We start from the raw sequence: 21616 nt of genomic DNA, 5'->3' as shown, positions 1-21616 counted from the left end.
TCTAGAGATTTTCTCAAATATATGAACCACTTCGCAAGAAGTGGTTTTTTTGTGCAGTTACTTTGGCATATTTTTTACCGTCTTCCTTTGTCTTTAAATTATAGAAAATGAATTATCAAAACATACTTTCATCACAAAGAGATTTCTTCAATACCCACAAAACGAAAAATGTAAAATTCAGAAAAATTTATCTTGAAAAACTGAGAGATTTAATTGTCCAGAATGAAGATTTGCTCTATGAAGCGATTAATAAAGATTTTGGTAAATCTAAGTTTGAAACGTATGTAACAGAAATTTCATTTATATTGAAAGATATTGATTATTATTTAAAAAATTTAAATTCACTTTCAAAACCAAAGAAAGTCACCACCAATTTATCGAATCAGATTGCCACAAGTAAAATTCATTCTGAGCCACTTGGCTGCACTTTAGTTATCGGTGCATGGAATTACCCTTATCAGCTTTCTTTATCACCTTTAATCGCATCTATTGCTGCCGGAAACTGTTGTATTCTCAAGCCCAGTGAAATTGCTGAAAATACCATGAAAATAATGGCAAAAATCATCAATGAAAATTTCCCGCCGGAATATATTTATGTTTTTGAAGGAGGAATAGATGAAACGACCGAAATTTTAAAATTAAAATTTGACAAAATATTTTTCACAGGAAGCACAAATGTTGGAAAGATAGTTTATAAGGCAGCTGCAGAGCATCTGACTCCTGTTACATTAGAATTAGGTGGAAAATCGCCAGTAATCGTTACAAAAGATGCCAATATAGAAGTTGCCGCTAAAAGAATTGTATGGGGAAAGTTTCTGAATGCCGGACAAACCTGCGTTGCTCCAGATTATATTTTAGTGGAAGAATCTGTGAAGGAGCAGTTTTTAGAGCTGCTGAGAAAATATATTAACGAATTTAAATATGAACCAGATTCTCAGCAGTATACAAGAATCATCAACAAGAAAAATTTTGAACGTCTTGTTCAGTTAATTAATCCTAAAAAAGTATATTTTGGAGGAAATTATAACGAGGAAAATTTTTATATCGAGCCAACTATTTTAAGCAACGTTAGTTGGGAAGATCCTGTGATGCAGGAAGAAATTTTCGGGCCTATTCTTCCGGTAATTTCTTTTACCAATTTTCATCAGGCACTGAATTCAGTTTTAGAGCTGGAAAAACCTTTATCGGCTTATATTTTCACGAATAATGATGAAGAAAAAGATTTATTTACACAAAGATTGTCTTTCGGAGGCGGCTGTATCAACGATGTAGTGATGCATTTAGGGAATGACAATCTTCCGTTTGGCGGAGTCGGAAATTCAGGAATGGGAAGTTACCACGGTAAATTTGGTTTTGAAACTTTTTCGCATCAAAAAGCAATTTTAGACCGTGCAACTTGGGGCGAACCAGATTTGAAATATCCTCCCTATTCGGAAAATAAAATAAAGTGGATCAAAAAACTTCTTTAAAATAAAAACCCGGGAAATTTCCGGGTTTTATTTTAGGATTTTGTAGTCCATGTTTTGAAGAACTCCTTTACTTTTTCAAGGCTGTAACTTTTACCTTCTTCCAGAACATCGCTTTGCTGTACATGAATCATTTTTCCATTTTGATCTAAAACAATGAAAACTGGATAACCAAATTTATCTCCGGGATTCCCATATTCGGTAAAAACCTTTTCGTTTTTATTATCCGGAGAATAATTCAGATGATAATATACATAATTATCATCTACTAATTTTTTAAGTTCGGGTGTAGTCTGTACATACTGATTAAAACGAAGACACCAGATACACCAGTTTCCTCCTGCCTGTATGATGACATTCTTCCCTTCTTTCTTTGCCTGTGCTATCATCTTCTCAATATCTTTTTCAGCATCGGCTTTTGGATCGTAAGGCTTAGGAAGCTTAGTTTTTTCTTCAGCAGCCTTTTTCTTGGCTTCAAGTTCTTGATGATCTGCTTTTACAATCAGGGCTTTATCATCAGAATTTTTTACTTCCGGAATGTTTTTGATATTTTGAGCAAAAGCTAAACTTCCAGATGTAAGAAGGGCAAGTATAGCCATGCTTTTTGTGATCTTTTTCATATGTAGATTGTAATTGTTTTTAATGTTTATCCTAAATTAGTCAGGATGGGTTATTCAATCGCATAATTTGATTAATATTTTTGCTTCTCAATCATGTCGATTTCATACTATAAAATTAAAAAAATTATACTTATTTGTAGCAACAATAAAACTATAATTTTATTATTACTAAATTTGTAGACTTTATGAATTTTCTGATAAAAATACTTTACCTTATTTCAAAAATGCCGCTAAAAATATTGTATGTTTTTTCGGACATCATCTTCTTCTTAAACTATAATATTGTAGGGTATCGGAAAAAAATAATCACTCAGAATCTTAAAAATTCTTTCCCTGAAAAAACACCAAAAGAGATTGCAGCCATCAGAAAAAAGTTTTACCAGAATTTTTCTGATTATCTTGTGGAAACAATAAAATCTTTCACCATGTCTGAAACCGAAACGAAAGTAAGGATGCAGCATATTAATCAGCATGTGTTCCGAGAGGCAAAAGAGGAAGGGAAAAACATCATATTGCTTGCCGGTCATGTATTCAATTGGGAGTGGATGAATACATTGGCTACAATTGTTCCGCAAAGTAGTTGTCATCCTGTTTATAGAAAGGTAAACAGTACCTTCTGGGAAGACCAGATGAAAAAAGTGAGAAGTAAATTCGGAAATACTGCGTTAGAAGCCAACGAAGTGATTATGCATATTTTAAGGAATAAAAATAATGGAGGTTCTATTTATCTTTTTGTTGCTGATCAAACTCCACACTCCTCTCATGTGAACTATGGATTAGAATTTCTCAATCAAAGAACACCTGCTTTTATCGGATATGATAAACTAGCGACAAGAATGGATTTGGCATTTATTTATTCTGATATGAAAAAAGTAAAACGCGGCCATTATCAGATTAATTATTACAGAATGGAGCCTGATGGTGATAAATTTGTGACGAATGAGGTAGTAAAAAAATTTCATCAATTATTAGAAAACACGATCAAAAAAAGACCGGATAATTATCTGTGGTCTCATAGAAAATGGAAATATCAGGATTCTATCAAAACTTTTGATTCCGAAAAACTTTAACGATCAATGTCAGAAAATTTAGCCATAGTTATTCTTAACTGGAACGGTAAAAGCTGGTTAGAAAAATTTCTTCCCGGTGTCATTCATCATTCTCAGAATGCTGAAATCTACGTCATTGATAATTTTTCTGATGATGATTCGGTACATTTTTTACAATCTGAATTTCCCTCAGTGCATATCGTTTTAAATGACAAAAACTATGGTTTTGCAGGTGGTTATAATGAAGGTTTAAAGAAAATTGATGCAGACTATTACTGTCTTCTGAATTCTGATGCAGAAGTAACAGAAAACTGGATTGAACCTGTTTTAAACCTATTTAAGAAAGACACTCAAATTGCAGCCATTCAGCCTAAGATTTTGTCTTATAGTCGTAAGAATTATTTTGAATTTGCAGGAGCCGGTGGTGGTTTAATTGATAATTTAGGCTATCCTTACTGCAGAGGCCGTGTCTTTGATAGTGTAGAAGAAGATAAAGGCCAGTATGACGATGAAACTGAAATTTTCTGGGCTTCCGGATGTTGTTTTTTTGTAAGATCTAAAAATTTTTGGGAACAGAATGGCTTTGATGCAAGATTTTTTGCGCATCAGGAAGAAATCGATTTGTGCTGGAGATTAAAAAATTCCGGTAAAAAAATATATTACACAGGAAAATCAAAAGTTTATCATGTAGGGGGTGGAACTTTAAACAAACAAAGTCCACAAAAAACGTTTTTGAACATCAGAAATAATCTTTCAATGATGCTGAAAAATTTACCATTTCCGAATTTGATATGGGTATTATTTTTAAGAATGATTTTCGATGGCGCAGCAGCTTTTTATTTTGCTTATAAAAATGGTATTTCTCATCTCTGGGCTGTTTTGCGGGGACACCTTGGATTTTATTCACATATTTCTGGAACTTTGAGACTTCGACAAAAAAATCAGATTAGAAAATATTATCAAACTGAATGGTTAATATTTAAACATTTCTTGGGAAATAAAAAAAAATAAATTATTTAACAACTATAAAAATCTCATGGATTTCTGCGCAATAGACTTTGAAACGGCCACTCACGAAAGACATTCTGCCTGCGAACTAGGAATTTGCGTGGTCGAAAATTCAGAGATTGTATCTACCAAAACCTGGCTGATCAAACCTCCGAGTTTTCCATATTTTAGTCAGAGGAATATTGATGTTCATGGGATTTTACCTGGTGATGTAAAAGATTCTCCTACTTTCGATGATATATGGTATGAAGTAGAGCAAATGATGTACGGAACATTAATGATTGCCCATAACGCAAGCTTTGATGCCGGCGTTTTAAGAAGCTGTCTCGATTATTATGGAATGTTTAAACCTAACCTAAATTATTTATGCAGCATTCAGGTTGCAAAAAAATCCTGGAATTATCTTCCTAGATATGGTTTGAAGCATCTGGCAGAGCACCATCAGATTAAATTTAACCATCATAGAGCCGGTGATGATGCCGAAGCCTGTGCAAGAATTGCCTTGTTGGGCTTCGAGAGATTATTTATTACAAGAAATGAGGAAATTCACGAAAGCTTTAAAGCTAAACTAAAGAAATTATAAAAAATAGTTTTCCAATAATATGAAAGATAATCAGTTGACCAATACTGCAGAAACTAGATTAAATTTTGGAATATCAACCTCAAAATCCTCTTTAGTTTCTTCATTTCTCACCAAATACTTTCCGCTCATATTTCCCACTCCTGATCGCAGCATTACGTTTGAAAAATAGGCAAACTGATCATTGGGCTGTACATCTGGTGTAAGACCAATCACACCATCGCCTACCACTTCAGTGAATCCGAATCCTACATCAAAGATAAGCCATTTTCTCTTTAAAATTTTTATCGGGAAATCACCTTCATTTTCTATGAGGATATTATATTTAAAAACAAATCGATTTTCGGAAGGATAACTGTTCTTGCTATCATACTCAGGCGTTACAGACACCTTTATATTCGAAGTAATTTTAGAAAACATTTTGCTCGTTTTATTATCTGATACAAAAATCTCGCCTTTTTTGAAGGCGAGATTGTATGTTATATTATAAAAAAATTATTTATAACCCAAGACCTCTCTTTTCATCACCACCCAATAGAATTTCTACAGGATTGTCGATACCTTCTTTTACCGCAACCAGAAATCCTACAGATTCTTTTCCGTCGATAATTCTGTGGTCGTAAGACATTGCAACATACATCATCGGACGAATAACAACTTGCCCTTCAACCGCAACCGGTCTCTGAATGATGTTGTGCATTCCTAAGATCGCAGATTGTGGCGGGTTGATTATTGGTGTAGACAACATTGATCCAAAAGTACCACCGTTTGTAATCGTGAATGTACCACCGGTCATCTCATCAACAGTAATTTTACCGTCTCTTACTTTAACTGCAAGATCTTTGATATTACCTTCGACGTTTGCAAAAGACATATTTTCAGCATTTCTCAATACAGGGACCATCAATCCTTTAGGACCAGAAACCGCTATTGAAATATCACAAAAATCGTAATTGATTTTAAAATCTCCGTCGATTGATGCATTCACATCCGGATATAGTTTAAGAGCTCTTGTAACCGCTTTTGTAAAGAAAGACATGAAACCAAGTCCTACTCCGTGTTTCTGAGCAAATTCTTCTTTATATTGCTTTCTCAATCTGAAAATTTCAGACATATCAACTTCGTTGAAAGTCGTCAGCATCGCGGTTTCGTTCTTCACAGAAACCAATCTTTGAGCAATTTTTCTTCTAAGAACTGAAAGTTTTGTCGTCGTTGTAGATCTTGCACCCGTAGCCGTTAATGAGCTTCCACCCATTGCCGGAACAGCAGCTAACTCAGCGTCAGATTTAGAAATTCTTCCGTCTCTTCCTGATCCTGAAACCTGATCAGCATCAATTCCTTTTTCGTCAAGAATTTTCTTTGCAGCCGGAGATGGAGAACCTGTAGCATAAGATTGAGGAGCAGCAGGAGCAGGTTTTGGAGCTTCCTGTTTTGCAGGTTCAGCAGCTTTAGGTGCTTCTTCCTGTTTTGGAGCTTCAGCAGCAGGAGCGCTACCTTCTGGTTTAGCAGCATCCACATCAATTAAACAAACTACCTGACCTACTTGTACCACATCACCTTCTTCAGCTTTTAAAGTGATGACACCACTTTGTTCTGCAGGCAATTCAAGAGTTGCTTTGTCTGAATCTACTTCAGCGATAGGTTGATCTTTTTCTACGTAATCACCATCTTTTACAAGCCAAGTTGCAATTTCAACTTCTGTAATTGATTCGCCCGGTGAAGGAACTTTCATTTCTAAAATTGACATATTGAGTATTTTTTATTTTTTAATTGAATATTATTTAAATTAAGCGGTAACAGGTCTTTTAGCCGGAGCATCATCTCTGTCAAAAACTCTGTTGATGACCGAATTTTGGTTTTTCTCAAACATTTTGTGACTTCCAGGAGCCGGTGCACCACTCGCAACCGGAGAGATTACCTGAATTCCTGTATCTCTGAAGTTTCTTAAAATATAGGACCAAGCTCCCATGTTTTCCGGTTCTTCCTGAGCCCAGACGATTGATGTTCTATTTTCATATTTAGCAAATACAGCTTCGATAGCGTCAGTCTGAAGAGGATATAACTGTTCAAATCTTACCAGTGCAACATTTTCACAATTTAATTCTTCTTTTTTAGCCAATAATTCGAAGTACAATTTACCCGAACAGAAGACTAATTTCTCAACCTTTGTAGGATCTGCAGTAGGATCATCTAATATAGGCTGAAATCCTTTTTCTGAAAAATCTTCAAGGGGAGAAACAACTTTTGGATGTCTCAATAAAGATTTCGGGCTCATCACAATTAATGGTTTTCTAAAAGACCACTTCAGCTGTCTTCTCAACAAGTGGAAGTAGTTAGCAGGTGAAGTGATATTCGCCACAACCATATTTTCATTAGCACAAAGGGTCAAAAATCTTTCTAATCTTGCTGAAGAATGTTCTGCTCCTTGTCCTTCAGATCCGTGAGGTAATAACATTACCAAACCATCTTGGATTTTCCATTTTTCTTCAGCGGCAGCCAAATATTGATCTACAATAATTTGCGCTCCATTCACAAAATCTCCGAACTGAGCTTCCCAGATCGTTAATGTATTCGGTGATGCCATCGCATATCCGTAATCGAAACCTAAAACTCCATACTCTGAAAGGTGAGAGTTATATATATCAAATCTGTTTTCAGAAATGTGTCTTAACGGGATAAATTCTTCTTCTGTATCTTCAGTTTTAATTACCGCATGTCTGTGTGAGAACGTTCCTCTTTCTACATCTTCACCAGAAATTCTGATGTTGTGACCTTCGGTAAGCAAAGTAGCATAAGCGAGCCACTCTCCTAATGCCCAATCTAATGAATTGACATCAATTGCTTTCAGACGGTTGTCAAAAAGTCTTGTGATTTTATTGATGAATTTTTTTTCTGCGGGAAGTGTTGACATTTTGATTGCCAATTCTTTCAATTTAGCTAAATCATATTTCGTATCAACAGCATTCTGAACTGCTCCTCTTTTTGCAATCGGGAAATTAGTCCAGTCTTCTGACATGAATAAATCCATTACGTTTTTCTCAATTTCTTTGGAAGCGTCAAAGTCTTTATCTAAAAGAGTTTTGAAATCAGTTTCCATGGTTTTAAGAACCTCGTCAGAAATAACGCTGTCTTTGATCAATTTATCTTTGTAAATTTCTCTAGGATTTGGATGTTTAGAGATTAATTTATATAAATTTGGCTGTGTAAATCTTGGCTCATCACCTTCATTATGACCATATTTTCTGTACCCCAATAAATCGATGTATACATCTTTACCAAATTTAGCCCTGAAATCAGCAGCAAAATGCATGGCATGAACGACAGCTTCTGCATCATCAGCATTTACGTGCATCACTGGAGATTCTGTCACTTTTGCAATATCTGTACAATAGGTAGATGATCTAGCATCGGCATAGTTTGTCGTAAACGAAACCTGGTTATTCACAACGATATGAACGGTACCTCCTGTTTTATAACCCTCTAAAGTCATCATCTGAGCAACTTCATAGGCAATTCCCTGTCCGGCAAGTGCTCCATCACCGTGGATAACGATCGGTAATATCTTAGAAAAATCACCTTTGTAACGGTCATCTACTTTTGCACGGCAAATACCTTCGACCAAAGCAGAAACAGTTTCTAAATGAGACGGGTTCGGAGTTAAGTTGATAGAAACTTCTTCTCCTGATGCCGTTTTTACTTTTTTAGATGAACCTAAGTGATATTTAACATCACCTGAAAATACATCCTCTTCAAATTCTTTTCCTTCAAATTCTGAGAAAATCTGCTTATAAGATTTCCCGAAAATATTAGATAAAACATTTAATCTTCCTCTGTGAGCCATCCCTAAAACAACCTCATCAACTCCCAATTGAGAAGATCTGGAAATTAGCTGATCCAAAGCGGGAATCAAAGTCTCACCTCCTTCTAATGAAAATCTTTTTTGCCCAACAAATTTAGTATGAAGATAATTTTCAAACGCTACAGCCTGATTTAATTTTAATAAAATCTCAGTTTTTTCATTGGCACTAAGGCTCGGATGATTTTCGTTTACCTGAAGCCACTGCTTAATGTAATCTTTTTCCTGAACATTGTTGATATAAGTATATTCTACCCCGATTGAGTCACAGTAGATATTTTCGAGGTGAGTAATCAATTCTTGCAGAGTTGCAGGACCTTTCATTCCTGTTTCTGTAGCACAGTTGAATTTCGTATTTAAGTCTGACTGATCAAGACCAAAATTTTCTATATCTAAAGTCGGCGTATAGTGCCTTCTTTCGCGAACAGGATTGGTTTTTGTAAACAAGTGACCTCTCGTTCTGTAAGCTTCGATAAGATTTACTACCTTAAATTCTTTTTTGATGTGTTCAGGAACTTCACCATTAGCTGCTGCCTGAGAAATCTGCTGTACTGCAGCAGGTGCAGAATTCACAGAATTTTGTATGATCTGAGTGCTGTCGTCATCGCTGTAGTTCTCCAACGCAAAATCAAAGCCTTGAAAAAAGGCTTTCCATGATGGTTCTAGAGAATCCGGAAATTTTAAGTATTGTTGGTATAAATCCTCAATTAACTGAGAATGAGCTGCGTTTAGGAATGAAAATCTGTCCATTATTACAGTTTATCTATTATTAAATTTTGTTAGTAATATTAATCTTCAAATTTAATAAAAAAAACCGACTTTAGGCAGTCCCAAACTATTAAAAAAAATATCGCGAACTGATTTGTATCATATTTATTTATAAACAGATAGCGAAAGCTTCATATTGACATCCTGATCTTCTACTGGCTGCTCTATAAATGTCTGATAAATGTCGCCATACCGCATCTCATCGGTCTTTGCTTTTTGAATCAGTTCCTGAATGGCCTTTACTCGTCCGGCATAGGTTCCTTTATAATAAATCACATAATTTTGAGTAGGACTTACCGATCTGAAATTAAAATTATTATCATTAACTCCAATTTTTTTGGATAGTGGAATACCGAAATAATAAGAAACTTCATTGTCTTTAAAATTATCAGCATCCGTAATCAGCACCGGATAACCAAATTCATCGTCTTTTTTCCCCAGATCCATCGTGACAAAATTGTAGACTTTGTTATAATTCATCACAATATTTCTGTACAAAGCATCTTTTTTGTTGGAGGCACTTACACTGATCCCCAGAATCATTCTCGCCTCTTCTTTTTCAACCATCAGACTGTCATATTTTATGGATGCCAGCTGATTGTCTTTTGAAACCTTATTCCCTAAAACATTTTTGAGATTCACCATACTTTTCTCAATATTCTCAGTGAATTTATCTTCGGTCCAGAAATTCTGGGCTCTCGTTAAAACAGATAGTTTGGGTGTATGTACAAACCATGTGATTTTTGTTTTTGCTGCAGAAATCTTTGTAAATTTTACGTCTATTAAGGTCGGGTTTTCATCCTCATCTTCAAAAAGCTGATATCTCAGTGTTTTATTTGGATTGGCATATCGGATGAACATCTCTCCACCATCTTCACTTTTAGGATCATGGTAGCTGATGGCACTGCCCTGTCCTTCGTAAGGAGTATAGTAATCGATCGTGATTGATTTTGAATGGATGAAAAAATTATTCCATCTTGTGAAATTCTGAAGATTATTAAACTGATTAAACACTTTATCTAAAGGATAATCAATTTCTTTTTCTACTTTAAAACTTTTGCTTTCGTCAACGAAAAAATACATGGCAGCAGCATAAGCTCCAATCAGCAAAACAATAAATAAGGCTATAATTCTGAAAAAACGCATCACACAAAAGTAATACAAATAAAAAAAGTGACCAATATATGATCACTTGAGTTTATAATGCTTTTCAAAATGTTATCCGATATGGGTTCCGGGCTGCAGAATAGCGCCTTTTTTCACACAAACAATACCGTCTTGTACAGAATATGTGCCATAATCACCGTCATCCAGATGTTTTCCACCGATAATTCTCACATTATCACCGATATAACAGTTTTTATCGAGAATTGCTTTTTCAATATAACAGTATTTTCCGATTCCCATGTTGGGTTTACCCTGTCTGTCGTTTATTACTATCTCTTTTGTATTTTGATAAAAATCTGCTCCCATTACATAAGAATTCACAATCGTACTGCCTTTATCAACTCGTGTTCGGTTACCAATAACAGAATTTTCAATCTTATCTGCCATAATGATACATCCGTCACCAAAAACTGCCTTACTTACATAAGAGCCATTTATTTTTGACGGAGGAAGCATTCTCGCTCTTGTATAAATTGGTGAAGATGAGAATAGGTTAAATTGCGGGAAATCCTGACAAAGATCCAGATTGGCTTCGTAGAAAGACTCAATGGTCCCGATATCCGTCCAGTAGCCTTCGTATTGATAGCTTAAAGTACTGTATTTGCCTATAGAACTAGGAATAATATCTTTTCCGAAGTCGTCTCCGGCACCGTCTTCAAACATTTTCTTCAGAATTGTTTTGGTAAAAATATAAATTCCCATCGAAGCAAGATATTCTTTTCCTTCTGCTTTGTTTTTATCAGAAACTTCAGATTTTAAACCATCTAAAAGTTCGTAGTCTGGTTTTTCGATGAAAGAAGTAATATTTCCTTCGTCATCAGATTTTAAAATTCCGAAACCAGTGGCATCTTTTGCATTGACAGGAATTGTAGCAATGGTGACATCTCCTCCATTTTCGATATGGAAATCAAGCATGGCATTAAAATCCATCTGATACAGCTGATCACCGGAAAGAATCAAGATATATTCGTAATCATATTTTTCTAAGTGCTTCATTGATTGTCTCACCGCATCTGCAGTTCCCTGAAACCAACTTTCGTTTTCTACATTTTGTTCTGCAGCCAAAATATCGACAAAACCTCTACTGAAAATATCAAAATGGTACGAGTTTTTGATGTGCGCATTCAATGATGCTGAATTAAACTGTGTTAAAACAAGGATCTTGTTTAAACCTGAATTTAGACAGTTTGAAATAGGAATATCGACTAATCTGTATTTTCCGGCGATTGGCACAGCAGGCTTTGATCTGGAATACGTTAATGGAAACAGCCTTGTCCCTCTTCCTCCTCCTAAAACTATTGAAATAACATTTGGATTCATAAATTTATTTGTGGTTTATTTTCTTATTAGTATATTTTTTGACTTTTTAATTTATTTTTGATCAGTGTTTGTAACTGCAATTTCAGCTTCGAGCGCACTTATTGCTTTCTCAAATTTTATTTTTTCTTTTCTTGCAATTTTTAGCCAAAATTCTTTTCTTTTGATCTGATTTTCAATTTTTTCTCTGTTTTTACTATTGTCTAAAGAGCTTGTCTTTTCTGCAATTTCAGCTTCAAGTTCTGAGATTCTTTTCTCATTTTTGCTCAGAAGTTTGTTGAAGAGATCAAGTTCTTTCTGCTTTGGAGCAATAAATTTGCTGTGATTTGACATCAATGACATGCCAAATCTTTGTGATTGTAGGGCTGCGGACGTTTGTTGACGTTGCAGTAACAAGGTGTTGTTCATTGATTGATAACTATTTTGAGCAAAACCATATGCTGAGATCATCAATAGTGCAATTGATAAAAAAGATGTAATATTTTTCAATAGTAAAATTAGTTTTTATATAAAGCTAAATATTTTTCTGCAGACTTTTCCCATGCAAAATCAAAATTCATATTTGAAAGCACCAGATCATCCATTGCTTTTCTCTGATTATAAATTGCCAGTCCGCGAACCATCGCATGAATAATATCATCAACTCCGGGATAGGTGAAATTTAAACCCGAACCCCCAGTAGAAATATCTTTTACGGTATCTCTTAATCCGCCTGTATAACTTACCACAGGAACCGTTCCGTATCTCATTGCGTACATCTGATTGAGACCACACGGCTCAACACGGGAAGGCATCAACAAAAAATCTGCCGAAGCGTATATTTTATGAGATAAATGTTCTTTATAACCGATATCTGTAGCAAAATTAGCATATACATAATTTAATTCTTTTAATTTATCTTCTATATATGTATTTCCGGAACCTAAAATAATGATATTTAAAGACCCGTAAGTTTGTTTAATGCTTCGCCAGACAACTTCCGGAAGTAGATCTGCACCTTTTTCTGTCGCAAATCTTCCAATGAATGCAAAAAGCGGCAAATCGGGATTCAAACCATATTCTTTGCAAAGCTTCTGCTTATTTTTCTTTTTGATTTTAAGAACATTTTTTTTATTAAAATTAAAATCTAGCATAGGATCAGTCTCAGGATTCCAAACATCGGTATCTATGCCGTTGATGATTCCGTAAGCTTTACCAAATTCATCCCGCACGAGACTTTCCAGACCTTTAAAACTCACAAAAAGCTCTTCCAGATAACCTTCGGAAACTGTTGTAAAAGCGTGAGAACATTTAATCATGCTTGCCAGCGGATTGATAAACCCGTTCCAATCGAGAATTCCCCATTTATAATGATCGAATGAAGGCATAAAATGAATCATATCCCAACGCATCATCCCCTGATATTCGCCGTTATGGATTGTACCAATTGTTTTAACATCTTTTAAAAAGCTGAACTCCGGACAATGTTCTACCATAAAAGGAACCAATCCTGTGTGATAATCATGACAATGCAAAACATCTGGACGAATCTGCATCGCAGTCAGCCAGTGTAAAACTCCGTGCTGAAATGCCAAAAACTGAAAACTTTCGTCCTGATATCCGTAAGGATTTTCACGGTCTAACAATCCCGGAATTTTAACTAAAAACAATTCAAAACCCAAAGTGTTAGTCTTTTCTCTCATTACCTGAACCTGAAGCATATTTTGCCCTTGATGAATAAAGCCATCAAAAACCACTTCAAAATCGTGATCGTACACAAAAGATTTGTTATACCAAGGCATCACTACTTTGGCATCAACATCCTTTATTTTGTTCTGATATTTTGGAAGTGCTCCCACAACATCTGCCAAACCTCCGACTTTGGCCACGGGATAACATTCTGTACTAAGGTGATAAATTGTCATTTTATTTTTTGTGTTGTTTTATTCTTTGAATTTTATATTTTTTTTCTTTTTTCATTTTCAAAACAAGCCCGGCAAGTGGCGGAAGTTTTAGTGAAATCGATTGTGGACGGTTCATCCACTCGTCCTTTTCTTCTTTAAAAACGGTTGGTTCTACTCCGCTTCCATCATATTTTTTATCGTCTGAATTAAAAATTACTTCCCAATGCGTTGCGGCATTCACGCCAACTTTGTAATCAAAGGCTTGAGGAGTCAGATTTAAAATAACCATCAATACATCATCTTTCTTATTTCCTTTTCTTAAATAAATTAAAACGGAATTATCTGTATCATCAGCTTCTACCCATTCAAAACCATTTGGATTAAATTGATTTTCGTAAAAAGCTGTTTCAGTTGTATATAAATGATTTAAATCTTTAACTAAATTCTGAAGTCCTTTATGAATAGGAAAATCCAATAAATGCCAATCCAAACTCTGTTTAAAATTCCACTCACTGGTCTGTCCAAACTCATCTCCCATGAAGAGTAGTTTTGCTCCCGGATGCGTAAACATATACACAAATAAAGCTCTGAGATTGGCAAATTTCTGCCATTCATCACCTTTCATTTTATAGATAAGACTTGCTTTTCCGTGTACGACTTCATCATGGGATAAAGGCATCATGTAATTTTCATTATACATATACATTGATGCAAACGTTAATTTATGATGCTTATATTTTCTATTTTCGTATTCTTCTTTAAAGTAATCTAAGGTATCATGCATCCAGCCCATCATCCACTTCATTCCGAAACCTACTCCGCCATCATGCACAGGTTTGGTGAGCAAAGGAAAATCTGAACTTTCTTCTGCAATCGTAATAATGCTTTCACCAAACTCTTTATATACTGCGGTATTGAATTCCTGCAAAAATAATTTAGCTTCGAGATTGACATTTTCACCGTAAATATTCGGTTCCCATTCGCCTTCGTTTCTTGAATAATCTAAATGCAGCATCGAAGTCACGGCATCTACACGTAGTCCGTCTGCATGGTAACGATCGAGCCAAAACATCGCATTTGAAATCAGAAAAGATTTAACCTCATTTCTTCCGTAATTGAAAATATAGGATTTCCATTCGGGATGAAAGCCCCTTCTCTGATCTTCAGGTTCGTAGAGATAACTTCCGTCGAAACGGTGCAAACCATTGGCATCACCCGGAAAATGCGAAGGAACCCAGTCTAAAATAACGCCGATCTCGTTTTTATGCAACTCATTAATCAAAAACATCAAATCCTGAGGCGAACCGAAACGCGATGTTGCTGCAAAAAACCCGGTAATCTGGTATCCCCAGCTGGGATCATACGGGAACTCCATCAAAGGCATGAATTCCACATGAGTGAATCCCATATATTTGATATAAGGAACCAGCTTTTCTCCAATATCTCTGTAATTTAAAAATTTATCCGGTACATCTGCTTTTCTAAACCATGAACCAAGGTGTAATTCGTACACAGAAATTGGAGAGTTCAGGGAGTTATTTTTCCACCTTTTTTCCAGCCATTCTTTGTCTGACCACTCATACCAAGTTGTTGACACCAATGATGCCGCCTGAAGATTTTGTTCCCAGCTCAATGCATACGGATCACTTTTTTCTAAAATCTTACCTAAATTCTCTATGGCATATTTATATAAAGTTCCCCAGGTTAGTCCTGCTATAAAGCCTTCCCATATACCGGAACCATCCCATCTAGGGAAAAGAATATGATCTTTATGATTCCAGTTATTAAAATTTCCAATGACGGAAACTTTTTTTGCATTAGGAGCCCAGACAGAAAAATAAACACCTTTGATGCCGTCTTTTTCAACAGAATGTGCTCCAAATTTTTCATAAAGTTTATAATGCTTACCTTCCTTAAAAAGATAAACATCATGATCCGTGAAAAGTGTATAGGTTTTTACCGAGTTCATCATAGTGTTTTTTTAACCAGACAATATCATTCATCTTCATTACCAAAAACCAAAGAACACATTATGTTAAGTAGTTTGTTTATAAATTGCGACGACTATCAAATATATACATTTTTACTTTGAAAAAGTGTGTTTTTTATTAATTTTAAGTAACTTATATAAAAAGATTTTTTATACTTTTAGCGGTTTAATTTAATTTCTACTTTTTAAAGCACATGAAGTTTACACTTTACACAGGTGAAGCAGATGAAAGACCGATATTCATAACCGGGAATTTCAATACCTGGAATCCAAAAGATTCACGCTACCAATTGACACAAATAGATCCTCACAATTATTACATCGAGATTTTTGATGATTTTCTCTCTGATATTATCGAATTTAAGTTTACAAAAGGCGGATGGGAAAATGTAGAGCTCGATCAATATGGAAGCATAACGCCTAATAAAAAAGTTCTCAAATCTTCAGGAGACGTCTCTCACACCGTCGAAAAATGGAGGTTTAACTGGGGACCTTTCAAAGAAGAGTTTTTTCCAATTGTTGAGATAATTTCCGAAGAATTTTACATTCCTCAGCTTGACAGACACCGCAAAGTTTGGGCACTTCTACCTTACGATTATTACGTTTCAGACAAAAAATACCCTGTTCTTTACCTCCAGGATGCACAAAATCTGTTCAATGAAGGAAGCCCGTATGGAAACTGGGAAATAGATAAAAAACTGTCTATTCTGGCTGAATATGGTCGTGGCGATGTTATTATCATCGCTGTGGAACACGGAAGCGAAGAAAGGATAAAAGAATATATTTTTGACAATGATAATGTTGCCAATGGCTCTGAAGGAAAAAAGTACATCCGCTTCATTACAGATACTTTAAAACCTTTTGTAGATGAGCATTACCGAACGAAAAAAGACCGTGATCATACCGGAATTGGGGGAAGCTCTTTAGGTGCTTTGATTAGTATTTACAGTGGATTTTTGTATCCTGAAGTATACTCAAAACTTTTAATTTTTTCTCCATCACTTTGGGTTGAACCAAATAACAATTTTCCGATGATGAGCTTCAGAGTTCCTTTTAAAACTAAGATATATCTGTATGGTGGCGAACAGGAAGGCTCCAAAATGGTTAAAAGGATACAAGTTTTTGAAAACTATTTAAAAAAATGGGAAAAGAAAAATCTTTTTGATTTTGAATTTAAAACCAATATCAATCCCGAAGGTTCTCACAACGAATTTTACTGGTCACAGGAATTCCCGAGAGCCATTGAATGGTTATTTTACAATAACACAGAAAATCCGGTGGAAGTTACACCGCATCAGGATACAATAGAAAACTAATATTATGAAACTATTAAATAAAAGAAATAAAAATTACACACAGGTTTTTGAATTGTTCACAGAAGAATCCTGGACCAAAAACTACAAAAACTACAATAAAAATATATCTCTTCTATTTTCAGGGAAGAAAAATGAGATTTTTGTTGAAGCAAAAGAAGAAACCATCACTTATTTTATCGGTCTTGGAAAATCTGATCTTCAGAATTTTGAATTTCAGCAGGTTGCAGTAAAATTTTCTCAGGCTCACAAGAAGAATTTTCTCGCTGTTCCCACTCTGCTTTTAGCAGATTTTATTAATGAAAAACAGTTTGAAGAATTTGTAAAAGGGCTTGTGTTGGGAACATATTATTATCCGTTTGAGAAGAGCCACATTTTCTGGAGCGATAAATTTGAATGTCATTTTGGAAATTTAAGTCAGAAAAAATTAGACGTGATTTCCAACAGAGCCGATGCAATCTGCGAAGGACAAACTGCCTGTCAGGACTGGCTCAACAAACCGGCTAATTTAAAACGACCAAATGCCGTTAATGCGTATTTGAAAAATTTAGCAAAAAAAAATCAGCTGAAATATACCGTATTTAACAGGAAAAAATGCCATGAATTAGGTCTAGGGGCTTTCCTATCTGTCAATCAGGGAAGCGCTTATGATGCGGCTTTTACCATTTTAGAATACAAAACGACTGTCAAAAATGCAAAAACTTTCGGATTGGTCGGAAAATGTGTTCTGTTTGACACCGGCGGAATTTCCATCAAAGCATCAGACAATATGCACTATATGAAATCTGATATGGGTGGCGCAACTGCTGTAATCGGAGCTTTAATTTATGCTTCACAGATGAAATTGCCTGTAAATATCACTGCAATTTTGCCTATTACCGACAATGCCGTATCTGAAAACGCGTATTTGCCAAGTGATGTCATTACAGCATATAATGGGAAAACAATAGAGGTTCTGAATACTGATGCCGAAGGCAGAATGACTTTAGCAGACGGACTTTCTTACCTTTCTAAAAACTACAAAACTGATGTTCTGATTGATTTGGCCACACTTACAGGAAGTTCGGTAAGGATGTTTGGTGACACTTGTGGTGCCCTATTTTCTAATAATGAAAATTTAAAGAATCTTTTAATCAAAATAGGTGATAAAACCAATCAGAGATTGTGGAATCTGCCTCTGTGGGATATCTGGAAAGATGATTTTCAATCTGATGTGGCTGATTTTAAAAACATTTCAATGAAACCCATAGGTGACTGCATTATCGCAGCAAAATTTTTGGAAGAATTCATTGAAGACCACAGCAATTGGGCACATCTGGATATTGCCGGAGTTGCCTTCGGAAATGTAGGATATGCTAAAGATAAGGCAGCAACCGGCTATGGCGTTCAACTATTGGCTGATTTAATTGAAAATTATCATTAAAAATTAGTTTATTTCAAAAAATCTCTGTATAATTGATTAGTGATTTTTCAAATACGCATCGATTATTGATTTTTAACATTAAAACATCAATAAAAAATAGCTTTTATTTTTGAAAATTCATCAAAAATTAAAAAACATTATATGGAGGAGAAAACTATTGTTTGCATTTCGTGCTATTACAAAGGTTACGATTTTATGGAAGAGATGAAGAAACTCGGAAATAAAATTATATTAATAACATCGGAAAATCTTAAAGAAAAAAATTGGCCTTGGGAGGCCATTGACGAGGTTTTCTATATGCCCGAAATGAAACCGTCTGTCTGGAATTTAGATCACCTCGTTCAGGGATTTTCACATTTGATGAAAACTCGAAAAGTTGATGCCGTCATTGCATTAGATGATTATGATGTAGAAAAAGCGGCTTTAATTCGTGAAACATTCCGTATTCCCGGAATGGGACAGACTACACATCGTTACTTCAGAGACAAACTCGCAATGCGCCAGAAAGCAAAAGATTCAGGAATTAATGTACCTGAATTTACTGCAGTATTTAATGATCAGGAAGTTGAGAATTTCACCAATAAAATTTCTGCTCCATGGGTTCTTAAGCCAAGATCCGAAGCATCTGCATCCGGAATTAAAAAACTAAAGACTAAAGAAGCGCTTTGGGAAGCATTGGAAAAACTTGGTGAAGAACGTCACTTATTTCTTTTAGAAAGCTTCAAACCCGGAGATGTTTATCACGTTGACAGTTTGACATTTAATAAAGAAATCGTATTCACTTCCGCATCAAAATATTTAGCACCACCCATGGAAGTTTCTCATGAAGGTGGAGTATTTAGAACCAAAACTTTGGGAAGATATTCAGACGAATTTAAAGCGTTGGACGAAGCCAATACAAGAGTTTTGAAGAATTTTGGTCTGCTCAACGGCGCTACACATACAGAATTTATCCGCGGAAAAGAAGACGGAAAATGGTATTTTCTTGAAACTTCGTCACGAGTTGGCGGTGCACATATTCCAGATTTAGTGGAAGCTTCGAGCAATATTAATATCTGGCGCGAATGGGCGAAAATTGAAGATGCACTTTTGAGAGGCAAAAACTACGAAGTTTCTAAACCTACAGGATATTATTCTGGATTGATTGTAGCTTTGATTAAAGATAAAGAACCCGATTACAACCAGTTTGAATGTGAAGAAGTCGTGAAATTCCTTCCGATAGATTATCATGTAGGAATTGTGTACAAATCAAACGATTCTGAAAAAGTAGTTGAAAGACTTGATCGTGCTGCTGAAAAAATACATGCACATTTACTCAATATTATTCCACCGAAAGAAAAACCGACTGCATAATGATTAATTATCATTAAATTAATTGAATCCAGAAACTTATTAATTTGGAAGTAATTAATTTCAGATGATTTCGCTTAAATTTAAATATAAAACTAAAACAGTACATGCCACATATAGAACACACAGATTATTACTCACATATATTAGGAACAAGTCTCAAAGTTGAAGTTACCGGACATTTTGGTTATCCTATTATCATGTTTCCGACTTCTCAGGGACAATACACTCAAAATCATGACTTTCATTTGAACAGCAGCATCAATTGGTTTGTTGAGCAGGGAAAAGTGAAATTATACAATATTCAGACGATTGATGCATGGAGTTTTTATGATGATAAAATTTCACCACAACAGAGAATAAGAAACTATGAAAAATATGTACAGTTTCTTATTCAGGAATTTGTACCGTACATTCAGAAAATGCATCAAACCCATCGTGTTGCAGTTGCCGGAGCGAGCTTCGGAGGATATCATGCAGCCAATTTTGCATTTAGATTTCCAGATGTAGTTTCTCATCTATTCAGTCTTTCGGGGGCATTCAGCATCAGAAATTTTATGGACGGTTATTCCGATGAATTGGTTTATTTTAACTGTCCGAGAGAATTTGTAAAAGATGATCAGGCATGGAAATACAAACATATGCACATTGTTCTGAGCACTTCAGATGAAGATATCTGTAGAGATAAAAATGTAGAGATGGCAGGAATTCTCCGCTCCAAAGGAATCGATTTCTGGTATGATGAAAAAAAATGGATCAATCATGATTGGCCACTCTGGAGAATGGCATTCCCTGATTTTATAGGGACCTTTTTCTCTTAATTAGAAACAACTCAAATAACAAAATAAACATTAAACAACAAATTATGGCAAAAAAAGTAGGAATTCTATTCGGTATGGAAGATACGTTTCCGTGGGCATTTATTGATAAAGTAAACGAACTTGGTAAAGGAGAAATCGTTGCCGAAGCAGTAACAATCGACAAATTGGAACAAGGTGCAGATTACGGTTATGCCGTTATTATTGACAGAATTTCTCAGGATGTTCCATTTTACAGAGCATATTTAAAAAACGCTGCATTGAATGGAACTTACGTTATCAACAACCCATTTTGGTGGAGTGCTGATGAAAAATTTTTCAATAATGCATTAATGTCTAAACTAGGAATTCCACTGCCGAATACTGTTTTGCTTCCATCATATGAAAGACCGACAGATACTTCAGAAACATCATTCAGAAACCTGAAGTTCCCGCATGACTGGGATTACATTTTTAATTATGTTGGTTTCCCCGCTTATATGAAACCTCATGATGGTGGAGGCTGGAAAAGCGTTTACCGGGTTGAAAATGCAGAAGATCTTTGGGAAAAACTGGGAGAGACAGAGCAATTGGTCATGATGGTACAGGAAGAAATTGTTTTCCAGGATTATTACAGGGTGTATTGCTTAGGTAAAAAATATGTTCACATTATGCCGTACGAACCAAGAAATCCGCATCATTTGAGATATGCTACTACACATCAGACAGAAGGAAAAGATTTAGAAAAATTGCTGAAAGTCATTCATGATTACACCATCAAAATGAATGAAGCTTTAGGATATGATTTCAATACCGTAGAATTTGCGGTAAGAGATGGTATTCCGTATGCTATTGATTTCTGTAATCCTGCACCTGATGCTGACAGAAACTCCGTTGGTGAAGAAAACTTTGCGTGGATTGTAGAACATTCTGCAAAATTGGCTATCGAAAAAGCAAAAGAATATGTTCCTGGAAAACAGAATATCTCTTGGGGAACTTTCGTAAAAAATTCAGTAAAATAATTTAAAT

General features: G+C 35.2%; 18 protein-coding genes. 9 read left to right on the top strand and 9 right to left on the bottom strand.

Annotation, left to right across the window (positions count from 1 at the left end):
* The first annotated feature begins 107 nt into the window (after positions 1 to 107).
* Positions 108 to 1469 (top strand): aldehyde dehydrogenase, encoded by a 1362-nt coding sequence (locus K0U91_RS13605; RefSeq protein WP_220179134.1) that lies wholly within the window; start codon positions 108 to 110, stop codon positions 1467 to 1469.
* A 32-nt stretch (positions 1470 to 1501) separates the two neighbouring features.
* Here the strand turns inward: K0U91_RS13605 and K0U91_RS13600 are convergent, their stop codons facing one another.
* A complete protein-coding gene (locus K0U91_RS13600; protein ID WP_220179133.1) occupies positions 1502 to 2086 on the bottom strand; it encodes a thioredoxin family protein in 585 nt (194 codons plus the stop codon).
* Positions 2087 to 2271: 185 nt separating this feature from the next.
* Here K0U91_RS13600 and K0U91_RS13595 point away from each other — a divergent pair, with 185 nt between their 5' ends.
* Genes K0U91_RS13595 through K0U91_RS13585 form a run of 3 tightly spaced genes read left to right on the top strand, consistent with a single transcriptional unit; the run spans position 2272 to position 4726 of the window.
* Positions 2272 to 3156, top strand: a complete 885-nt coding sequence (locus K0U91_RS13595; RefSeq protein WP_220179132.1) for a lysophospholipid acyltransferase family protein — start codon at positions 2272 to 2274, stop codon at positions 3154 to 3156.
* Between the two features lie 6 nt (positions 3157 to 3162).
* A complete protein-coding gene (locus tag K0U91_RS13590; protein ID WP_220179131.1) occupies positions 3163 to 4146 on the top strand; it encodes a glycosyltransferase family 2 protein in 984 nt (327 codons plus the stop codon).
* A gap of 25 nt (positions 4147 to 4171) precedes the next feature.
* Positions 4172 to 4726 (top strand): 3'-5' exonuclease, encoded by a 555-nt coding sequence (locus tag K0U91_RS13585; RefSeq protein WP_219969212.1) that lies wholly within the window; start codon positions 4172 to 4174, stop codon positions 4724 to 4726.
* A 30-nt stretch (positions 4727 to 4756) separates the two neighbouring features.
* Here K0U91_RS13585 and apaG read toward each other — a convergent pair whose 3' ends face one another.
* The 8 genes from apaG to glgB form a co-directional block, all read right to left on the bottom strand.
* Positions 4757 to 5143 (bottom strand): Co2+/Mg2+ efflux protein ApaG, encoded by a 387-nt coding sequence (gene apaG / locus K0U91_RS13580; protein ID WP_219969213.1) that lies wholly within the window; start codon positions 5141 to 5143, stop codon positions 4757 to 4759.
* A 79-nt stretch (positions 5144 to 5222) separates the two neighbouring features.
* Positions 5223 to 6470 (bottom strand): 2-oxoglutarate dehydrogenase complex dihydrolipoyllysine-residue succinyltransferase, encoded by a 1248-nt coding sequence (gene odhB, locus K0U91_RS13575; RefSeq protein WP_219969214.1) that lies wholly within the window; start codon positions 6468 to 6470, stop codon positions 5223 to 5225.
* 39 nt (positions 6471 to 6509) lie between these two features.
* Positions 6510 to 9329, bottom strand: coding sequence for a 2-oxoglutarate dehydrogenase E1 component (locus tag K0U91_RS13570; protein ID WP_220179130.1), 2820 nt, complete (start codon positions 9327 to 9329; stop codon positions 6510 to 6512).
* Positions 9330 to 9452: 123 nt separating this feature from the next.
* Complete coding sequence (locus tag K0U91_RS13565; protein ID WP_220179129.1) at positions 9453 to 10493, bottom strand: SRPBCC domain-containing protein; 1041 nt, start codon at positions 10491 to 10493, stop codon at positions 9453 to 9455.
* Positions 10494 to 10565: 72 nt separating this feature from the next.
* A complete protein-coding gene (locus tag K0U91_RS13560) occupies positions 10566 to 11834 on the bottom strand; it encodes a glucose-1-phosphate adenylyltransferase (protein ID WP_219969217.1) in 1269 nt (422 codons plus the stop codon).
* A 51-nt stretch (positions 11835 to 11885) separates the two neighbouring features.
* Positions 11886 to 12320, bottom strand: coding sequence for a hypothetical protein (locus K0U91_RS13555; RefSeq protein WP_220179128.1), 435 nt, complete (start codon positions 12318 to 12320; stop codon positions 11886 to 11888).
* An 8-nt stretch (positions 12321 to 12328) separates the two neighbouring features.
* Positions 12329 to 13735, bottom strand: a complete 1407-nt coding sequence (locus tag K0U91_RS13550) for a glycogen synthase (protein ID WP_220179127.1) — start codon at positions 13733 to 13735, stop codon at positions 12329 to 12331.
* A 1-nt stretch (position 13736) separates the two neighbouring features.
* Positions 13737 to 15683 (bottom strand): 1,4-alpha-glucan branching protein GlgB, encoded by a 1947-nt coding sequence (glgB, locus tag K0U91_RS13545; protein ID WP_220179535.1) that lies wholly within the window; start codon positions 15681 to 15683, stop codon positions 13737 to 13739.
* Between the two features lie 215 nt (positions 15684 to 15898).
* On the opposite strand from glgB, the gene K0U91_RS13540 reads away from it, so the two are divergent.
* From K0U91_RS13540 to K0U91_RS13520, 5 genes are all read left to right on the top strand, one after another.
* The gene (locus K0U91_RS13540) at positions 15899 to 17020 is read left to right on the top strand and encodes an alpha/beta hydrolase (protein ID WP_219969220.1); all 1122 of its coding nucleotides are present in this window, start codon (positions 15899 to 15901) and stop codon (positions 17018 to 17020) included.
* Positions 17021 to 17024: 4 nt separating this feature from the next.
* Positions 17025 to 18440, top strand: a complete 1416-nt coding sequence (locus tag K0U91_RS13535; RefSeq protein ID WP_220179126.1) for a M17 family metallopeptidase — start codon at positions 17025 to 17027, stop codon at positions 18438 to 18440.
* A gap of 141 nt (positions 18441 to 18581) precedes the next feature.
* Positions 18582 to 19793 carry an ATP-grasp domain-containing protein gene (locus tag K0U91_RS13530; RefSeq protein WP_220179125.1) on the top strand — a complete coding sequence of 404 codons (1212 nt, stop codon included), beginning with the start codon at positions 18582 to 18584 and terminating at the stop codon, positions 19791 to 19793.
* 104 nt (positions 19794 to 19897) lie between these two features.
* On the top strand, positions 19898 to 20611 hold the full coding sequence (locus K0U91_RS13525) for an alpha/beta hydrolase-fold protein (protein ID WP_219969223.1): 714 nt from the start codon (positions 19898 to 19900) through the stop codon (positions 20609 to 20611).
* A gap of 44 nt (positions 20612 to 20655) precedes the next feature.
* Entirely contained in the window at positions 20656 to 21609 is a 954-nt protein-coding gene (locus K0U91_RS13520) for an ATP-grasp domain-containing protein (protein WP_219969224.1), read from the top strand.
* Positions 21610 to 21616 lie beyond the last annotated feature (7 nt).

It is taken from the genome of Chryseobacterium sp. LJ668 (assembly GCF_019613955.1).
GTDB lineage: Bacteria > Bacteroidota > Bacteroidia > Flavobacteriales > Weeksellaceae > Chryseobacterium.
Note: the sequence above shows the minus strand (reverse complement) of the source record. Positions and strands in the feature narration are given on the sequence as shown.

What these genes read in the sequence shown, in the direction of transcription:
- apaG (WP_219969213.1), bottom strand. Translation starts at nt 5,143, where the DNA reads ATGTTTTCTAAAATTACTTCGAATATAAAGGTGTCTGTAACGCCTGAG.
- K0U91_RS13520 (WP_219969224.1), top strand. Translation starts at nt 20,656, where the DNA reads ATGGCAAAAAAAGTAGGAATTCTATTCGGTATGGAAGATACGTTTCCG.
- K0U91_RS13525 (WP_219969223.1), top strand. Translation starts at nt 19,898, where the DNA reads ATGCCACATATAGAACACACAGATTATTACTCACATATATTAGGAACA.
- K0U91_RS13595 (WP_220179132.1), top strand. Translation starts at nt 2,272, where the DNA reads ATGAATTTTCTGATAAAAATACTTTACCTTATTTCAAAAATGCCGCTA.
- K0U91_RS13565 (WP_220179129.1), bottom strand. Translation starts at nt 10,493, where the DNA reads ATGCGTTTTTTCAGAATTATAGCCTTATTTATTGTTTTGCTGATTGGA.
- K0U91_RS13605 (WP_220179134.1), top strand. Translation starts at nt 108, where the DNA reads ATGAATTATCAAAACATACTTTCATCACAAAGAGATTTCTTCAATACC.
- glgB (WP_220179535.1), bottom strand. Translation starts at nt 15,683, where the DNA reads ATGAACTCGGTAAAAACCTATACACTTTTCACGGATCATGATGTTTAT.
- K0U91_RS13560 (WP_219969217.1), bottom strand. Translation starts at nt 11,834, where the DNA reads ATGAATCCAAATGTTATTTCAATAGTTTTAGGAGGAGGAAGAGGGACA.
- K0U91_RS13550 (WP_220179127.1), bottom strand. Translation starts at nt 13,735, where the DNA reads ATGACAATTTATCACCTTAGTACAGAATGTTATCCCGTGGCCAAAGTC.
- K0U91_RS13585 (WP_219969212.1), top strand. Translation starts at nt 4,172, where the DNA reads ATGGATTTCTGCGCAATAGACTTTGAAACGGCCACTCACGAAAGACAT.
- K0U91_RS13600 (WP_220179133.1), bottom strand. Translation starts at nt 2,086, where the DNA reads ATGAAAAAGATCACAAAAAGCATGGCTATACTTGCCCTTCTTACATCT.
- K0U91_RS13570 (WP_220179130.1), bottom strand. Translation starts at nt 9,329, where the DNA reads ATGGACAGATTTTCATTCCTAAACGCAGCTCATTCTCAGTTAATTGAG.
- K0U91_RS13535 (WP_220179126.1), top strand. Translation starts at nt 17,025, where the DNA reads ATGAAACTATTAAATAAAAGAAATAAAAATTACACACAGGTTTTTGAA.
- K0U91_RS13530 (WP_220179125.1), top strand. Translation starts at nt 18,582, where the DNA reads ATGGAGGAGAAAACTATTGTTTGCATTTCGTGCTATTACAAAGGTTAC.
- K0U91_RS13590 (WP_220179131.1), top strand. Translation starts at nt 3,163, where the DNA reads ATGTCAGAAAATTTAGCCATAGTTATTCTTAACTGGAACGGTAAAAGC.
- K0U91_RS13540 (WP_219969220.1), top strand. Translation starts at nt 15,899, where the DNA reads ATGAAGTTTACACTTTACACAGGTGAAGCAGATGAAAGACCGATATTC.
- odhB (WP_219969214.1), bottom strand. Translation starts at nt 6,470, where the DNA reads ATGTCAATTTTAGAAATGAAAGTTCCTTCACCGGGCGAATCAATTACA.